This is a genomic window from Mesorhizobium sp. M0030 (assembly GCF_040323695.1).
Lineage (GTDB): Bacteria > Pseudomonadota > Alphaproteobacteria > Rhizobiales > Rhizobiaceae > Mesorhizobium.
In genome coordinates, this window is record NZ_JAMYVE010000036.1 from 1 (window position 1) to 6892 (window position 6892).

General features: G+C 59.7%; 3 protein-coding genes. All 3 read left to right on the top strand.

Annotation, left to right across the window (positions count from 1 at the left end; translation table 11 throughout):
* Nucleotides 1-2162 precede the first annotated feature (2162 nt).
* Entirely contained in the window at nucleotides 2163-2798 is a 636-nt protein-coding gene (gene bluB / locus NKJ80_RS31190; RefSeq protein WP_023690605.1) for a 5,6-dimethylbenzimidazole synthase, read from the top strand.
* An 881-nt stretch (nucleotides 2799-3679) separates the two neighbouring features.
* Nucleotides 3680-5500 (top strand): glutamine--fructose-6-phosphate transaminase (isomerizing), encoded by a 1821-nt coding sequence (gene glmS, locus NKJ80_RS31195; RefSeq protein ID WP_352498951.1) that lies wholly within the window; start codon nucleotides 3680-3682, stop codon nucleotides 5498-5500.
* A 451-nt stretch (nucleotides 5501-5951) separates the two neighbouring features.
* Entirely contained in the window at nucleotides 5952-6206 is a 255-nt protein-coding gene (locus NKJ80_RS31200) for a helix-turn-helix domain-containing protein (RefSeq protein ID WP_031197535.1), read from the top strand.
* Nucleotides 6207-6892: the final 686 nt, after the last annotated feature.

Consider the following 6892-nt stretch of genomic DNA (forward strand, 5'->3'; position numbering starts at 1 on the left):
AGTCTGTCATAGCTCCCTCTCCCTATTGGGGCGGAAGCATGTTGATCGCTCACAGCCGACGGACGCCCTTAGAGTTGCCGTCGATGGCACACTGTATGCCTGCCGACCGCGGTTGTCCCATTTTTTAATCAATTACGTTAATCGGCCCGAGCCAAGCTTTGGCGCACCCGCTCTAACGCGGCATTCAGATGCTCCAGAAATTCGTCATCGCTTTTGGTCGCCAAGCCGACTTGTCGAGCGCGAGTTACAATGCGCTCCTGGAGTGAAACCGCTGTCTCATAGTGGTCCACGATCATCTGAAATGAAGCGCTCATTGGGGCGGATTCAAAGAGCTGTGCCATTCTGGCAATGTAGTTCCAAGATGATGAGAGTCCATGCGGCCGCCGCTTGGGTAACAATCGTACAATATACCTAAGACTGGCCGCGCTCTTTGGTTATCCTCCCAGAAATCCGTAGCCTCGCGAGGCGCAGCTTCTCTTCGCCCTCCGACCTCGTGACCGGCGGACCAGTCCCGGCTTCAGCCATTCGGCCTTGTTCTTCTTATGCTCCTTCGGGACCGGGCCGCCGACCTCGCCCTGCACACGATTCCACAGCGTTTGCCTCTTGTAGGCCTTGAAGGCTACTATCGGACGCCCTTGTAGGGCCGCTTTCAGCCATGATCACCTCGGGGCGCTGAACGAAGCGCGTGCTTGTCGACTCTGTCGGTCGTCGCAGACGCTTACGGAGGCCTCACCGCAGAGGGCGATGCGAACTCCGGCTCGACGACGGCTGTCAAATCAGACTGCTGTGGATGCACTACCAGCGATCGGTACTAGGATTCTCGACCTCGGTAATAAGCTGGTCTGTACGGCTAGCGACCTTCCTGCCTAGCAATATCAAAAGTCAAACCCCGCCGAAGATGCATATGCCTGGCAGCACGCGTCGGTCTTTGGCCACGCATCTGCCAAACCGAAATCAAGTAGCCCGCCATCGTGCGCCCTCAACGCGATCTTGATCATTGCAGTGGGGCAATAACTTATCTCTTTGGAGCTTGGTGGTGATATATAGGCGCCCAAGCCAGCGCTAATATTGCATGGAGCTAAAACGCCCGCTAAGATTTCTTGGGTGTTAGCTGGCGGGTGTTTGATGCGGTTTCATCGTCTAGGCGCGGTCGCTCTGGGTCTGGCGTCCTTCATCAGCAGCGCTCATGGCCAAGAATCCTGCGACCCTAACTACACAGGCGCCTGTGTTCCAATCGCCAGCGATGTCGACTGTTCCTCCGGAAAGGGCAATGGTCCCGCATACGTACACGGGCCGGTCTCTGTCGTAGGCACCGATATCTATGATCTTGACCGAGACGGCGACGGAATAGGTTGCGAAAACGGCTAGAGGAGGCAAGTCGCCCTCCAACTTCATGACGGCACCAGCCCATCCATGGTGCCGGCATGGTCCCACTGATGCTCTCTCCTTGTGAACGGCATCCAATCTTTTCGGCGGGCTTGAACAGCGGCCACCTTTGGCGGCTATCGAGGGGCTGATGATAGATTCCATTCCAGCTCTTTCTAATGTGTCGTCCGAACAGTGAACGAAAGTAGAACAGATAATTCAAGCGCGAATTGACTGTGAGAGGGATGAGCTGCAATTTGGGTCAGGCCTGACGCTGGTGGAAGACGAAATTGCGGTGGCGACTGGAAGCTCAGCGATGCCCCAAATGAAACTGGGCAGCTGGTGCTGTCCGCTGCGGCGCTATGATGTCAGACGATGGTATCGGCCGAATGACCTGGGGAATCTTCGGGGACGTCGAGGCCGACGTGGTCGGAAGCAAACTGAGTTGCAGGCGGTGCGGCAGGACGAGTATATGCAAGCTGAGACGCCTGTCGCAGTCTCCGCGTTCCAGGCCGACGTTCTCCGCATTCCGAGGCCTGGTGAGCGATACGGGTGCGCCTGAGTGTCAATGGCGCATCTATCAACGGCCTGGTACGCGATTCACCGCCGTGCGAGCTGATCGAAACGGGCTTGGTCGATTGCATCGTAATAGCGCCGCCCACCAGGAAACATTTTTCTATCGTTTGCGGTTGGGCCGCATGACGCGATTGTCGGACGCAACAAGCCAGCTTGGCAATGGGCAGTAGGCTGTCCACACTGTACTCCCTAGTGTCCAATACATACCTAACGAGACCGCCATGCCGTCACCTCCAGATTTCACCGACGATTTTCGCTCCGGGCTGATCACGCTGCTGCGCTGGCGCAGGGATGTGCGGCGCTTCGAGCCGACGGCTCTGCCGGAGGGTACGCTGGAACGCCTGCTCGAGCTCGCCAGCACTGCGCCCTCCGTTGGCCTCAGCCAGCCCTGGCGCTTCGTAGTCGTCGACAGCCTCAAGCGGCGCACTGCCGTGAGAGACTGCTTCGAGCGCTGCAATGCCGAGGCGCTCACGCGCTTTTCGGGAGAGCGCGCCGCACTCTATGCCCGGCTGAAGCTTGCCGGGCTCGACGAGGCGCCCTGTCAGTTCGCGGTCTTCGCCGACCGCACGACCCGGCAAGGCCATGGGCTCGGTCGCATGACCATGGCGGCGACCATCGACTATTCGGCCGTCATGGCAGTGCACACACTGTGGGTGGCGGCGCGGGCGGAGGGCATCGGCATGGGCTGGGTGTCGATCCTCGATGCGACCGAGATGGCCGAAATTCTCGACACGCCGCCCGAATGGACGCTGATCGGCTATTTCTGCCTCGGCTATGCCAGCGAGGAGCACGACATACCGACCTTGGAACGCGAATGCTGGGAACATCGGCGGCCGCCGGTGGTGATCAGGCGGTAGTGGGGCTGCCCATCATTCGCCTCTTCCTTGGCGATGAGCTTGACGCAGATCGGGTCGCCCTTCGCCACATTGCCATTCCGACCGAAGCCGAGGTTCGTGTTCTTGCAAAGGCCAGGAAAGAGCAGCATGACAAGCGCGACCGCAGCGAAGATGGCGCTTGCGACAACCGGGCTGAAGCCGGGCATGGAGGTGGTCGACCTCTGTTGCGGGGCGGCTGTGCCGATCGCCACGATCGCCCGCCATGTCGTCGCACTACGCCGACCAACTGGAGGCCGCGCAGCGCCGGCTGACCGGCGCCGGCGCGACCAATTGCGAATTCGTCGCCGGCTACGCGCTACGAACTCGCTACTCTGGTGTCACGCCCCGTCGAGTCTTCACGGCCAACGCCTCGACGGCGTCCCGGACCGACCGCGGCTGGCACGTGCCGTGCGCGAGGCGCTCGCCCCCGGCGGACATTTGTTATCGTCAACTGACACCGGCAGCCGCGCGAGACGACGACGGTCCTGAAGCGAACTCAGGCTGTCGCCAAGACAGACCATCGCCGATGCCCAAGTCGGCGGCACCATGCTCCTCGATGCCGACTGCCTGACAAGGGGTCGCAGGCCCGTCGTCCGTCCACCGTCTAAGGCCTCCTGGCCTTTCCGAGGCCGTGATCCTGCCGCGGGTGTGAGTTTGCGATCCTCATAAGAGCGTCAGGCGCGAATAGAAGTTTGGGTCGTGGCTCCACAGCGGCCGACCTATCCATCGGGTGGATGGTAGTTATCACAACAATCAATTTTACCAATATTATGGAATTCTACTACAAGGCCGCCACTTAAAGCGGCCGGACGGGTATCCGTCTCGCGTGGGCTGGTGCTGCCCGCAAAGATGCGGAGACGAACATGTGCGGGATTGTTGGCATCGTTGGGCAACAGCCGGTGTCGGATCGGTTGATCGGCGCGTTGAAGGGTTTGGAATATCGCGGCTATGATTCCGCCGGCGTTGCGACGATCATCGAGGGTGCCTTGCACCGCCGGCGCGCCGAGGGCAAGCTCGTCAATCTCCAGACGCGACTGAAGGAAGAGCCGCTGAGCGGCAACGTCGGCATCGGCCACACGCGTTGGGCAACCCACGGGGCCTCGACCGAACGCAATGCGCACCCGCACTTTAGCGACGGTGTCGCCGTAGTCCATAACGGCATCATCGAGAATTTCACCGAGCTGAAGGACGAATTGGCGGCGGATGGCGCCGAGTTCCAGACCGACACCGACACCGAGGTCGTTGGGCATCTCTTGGCAAGATACCGCCGAGAGGGCATGAGGCCGCAAGAGGCCACGCGTGCCATGCTGAAACGCGTCAAGGGCGCTTATGCGCTTGCCATCCTCTTCGAAGATGAACCGTCGACCATCACGGCGGCGCGCAACGGACCACCGCTCGCGATCGGTCACGGCGACGGCGAGATGTTCCTGGGCTCCGACGCGATCGCCCTTGCTCCCTTCACCAATGAAATTACCTATCTCATCGACGGCGACTGGGCCGTTGTCGGCAATTCGGGCGCCCATATCTTCGATGTCGACGGCCGTCCCGTCGAGCGTCCGCGCCATATCTCCACGGCCGCGGCCGATCTGGCCAACAAGGGCAACCATCGCCACTTCATGGAGAAGGAGATTTACGAGCAGCCCGAGGTCATCGCCCATGCTCTCCGTCATTACATTAACATCATAGACAGTCGCGACATGGTTCCTGGCATTGATTTCGCCAAGGTCCCGAGCTTGGCGATCTCTGCCTGCGGGACCGCCTATTTCGCCGGACTGATCGGAAAATACTGGTTCGAGCGCTATGCGCGCCTGACGGTTGAAATCGACGTTGCGTCCGAATTCCGTTACCGCGAGATCCCGTTGCCGCCGCAGTCGGCGGCTCTTTTCATCTCGCAGTCCGGCGAAACCGCCGATACGCTTGCGTCATTGAGGTACTGCAAGGAGCGTGGGCTGAAAATTGGCGCTATCGTCAATGCCTGCGAATCGACCATCGCTCGGGAGGCCGATACGGTTTTCCCGATCCTTGCCGGACCGGAGATCGGCGTCGCCTCTACCAAGGCTTTTACCTGCCAGCTTGCCGTTCTAGCAGCACTCGCCATCGGCGCGGCCAGAGCCCGCGGGACCGTCCCCGAAGACGAGCTGCAGGCGCTCGTCAGGAGCCTCGCCGAATTGCCGCGCGTGATGGGCCACGTACTCGAGTGCATCCAGCCGGAAATCGAGTTCTTGTCGCGCGAACTGTCAAAGTGTCGTGACGTCCTGTATCTCGGCCGTGGCACCAGCTTCCCGCTAGCGATGGAAGGTGCGCTGAAGCTCAAGGAGATTTCCTACATCCATGCCGAGGGCTATGCAGCGGGTGAATTGAAGCACGGGCCGATCGCCTTGATAGACGAGAACATGCCAGTGATCGTCATCGCGCCCCATGACCGTCTTTTCGACAAGACCGTTTCCAACATGCAGGAAGTGGCTGCCCGTGGAGGGCGGATTATCCTCATCACCGATGAAAAAGGGGCAGCCGTATCGAAACTCGAAACCATGCACACGCTCGTGCTGCCGGTTGTCGACGAGATTATCGCGCCAATGATCTTCTCGCTCCCGATACAGCTTCTAGCCTACCACACGGCGCTCTTCATGGGGACGGATGTAGACCAGCCGCGCAATCTCGCAAAATCGGTCACGGTCGAATGATTGTGAACCTGTACAGGTGGCGATGCGCCTCCAGGAAAGCGGTACCCCTTGTCTGGATCCGAAGCCCGGATGAAACCAGATGACCATTGTTTGCTGCAATTGTGAAACTCGGTAGCGGTTACGAGCGGGTCCTTCGCTGCCTCGCCGGTGGAGATTGCCGAAGGAAGCAGTGTCCGTGCCGAAAGTTCGAGTTGCTGTTCAAGAAAGCCATCGGCGAGAATGGTCCACGAAGGATCGCAGGTCGCATGCGCTACGCCGACCAGGCTCTCAGCACGGGCAGTCTTGATACTTGATCAGAAGCAGGTGAGCCGCCATATTCCGGCCCGGCCAATTCAGCGGCCCATCCCATGCATGAGGCCGGTTCGGCCGAATGGACGACCATTTTTTTTATTTGCTAGGTGTGCGCCTCGGGAGGAATCTCTGAGGGAGCTCCCAGTTCTTGGAGATGTTTATGAAGGATTCGCGCATTCCCGAACCAGTCTTGACGGCTATGTCCCAGGGAACCCACATCGTCCGCGCTTATCGCGAGCACCTTGGATATTCGATCGACGACCTGGCCGTCGCGTGCGGGCTGGCCGCTGAGGAAATCCAAAACATCGAGCGAGGTCTGAGGTACAGCAAGGGCTATCGGGATCGGATAGCGAAATCGCTTTCCATACCTGTGGGAATTCTTGAGTCGGAGTTGGACATTTCGGACGCCGCCTGAACAGTCGGATGATCTGCAATGGGTGGACTAGCTGTTGTGATGTGAAGCTTGCGGCTGATGTCGACGCTTGATTCGATTGATGCGATGCCTTCTGGCGCAGCTCGCCGAACAACAAAGCGATATAGCCGCCCGGAGTGCTACGAAACGTGCACGACGGCATCGGCTCGCGACGAAGGACTAACGGCGAACTCTTCCTAGTTCGGCAAGGCGATGCTGGCTTGAGCATCAACTCGGCCTACGAGAGTGGCTACTCCTAGGCTGAATCGTCCACCATGGCGAAGTCGCGCCGCTCTGAAAGTAACATGGCGGGCATCCTGACGTTTCCGGGTTGACTATGGGCGTTCGAACCAGGAAAAGGGGCCGCTCTTCGTGAGTGGCGTGCGCCGGCAGTCTGACCCCCAAGCCCCCCGCCCAGGCTGCCGGCGCGCTTCTAGAAAGATCGAAGTAGGGACTCGCTTGCGCTCTGCCCGCTGACACCTTGTGGTTCCTCCTGCGGGTCCAGCGGACCACCTTGGGTGTCGCCAGTTCTGGTGGTCACGCGCCTCCATTTGCGATCTCGTGTCAGTGAGTGCACCGCAAGCACCCTCTCTGCCAGCCTGAAAAATTCATGTGGGTTGGTGGATGTGGCGCAAGCCCGTTGAAATGACGTAGGATTTGGTTGCTTAAGCCGATCCGAAATTTCCCGG

What these genes read in the sequence shown, in the direction of transcription:
- bluB (WP_023690605.1), top strand. Translation starts at nt 2,163, where the DNA reads ATGCCGTCACCTCCAGATTTCACCGACGATTTTCGCTCCGGGCTGATC.
- NKJ80_RS31200 (WP_031197535.1), top strand. Translation starts at nt 5,952, where the DNA reads ATGAAGGATTCGCGCATTCCCGAACCAGTCTTGACGGCTATGTCCCAG.
- glmS (WP_352498951.1), top strand. Translation starts at nt 3,680, where the DNA reads ATGTGCGGGATTGTTGGCATCGTTGGGCAACAGCCGGTGTCGGATCGG.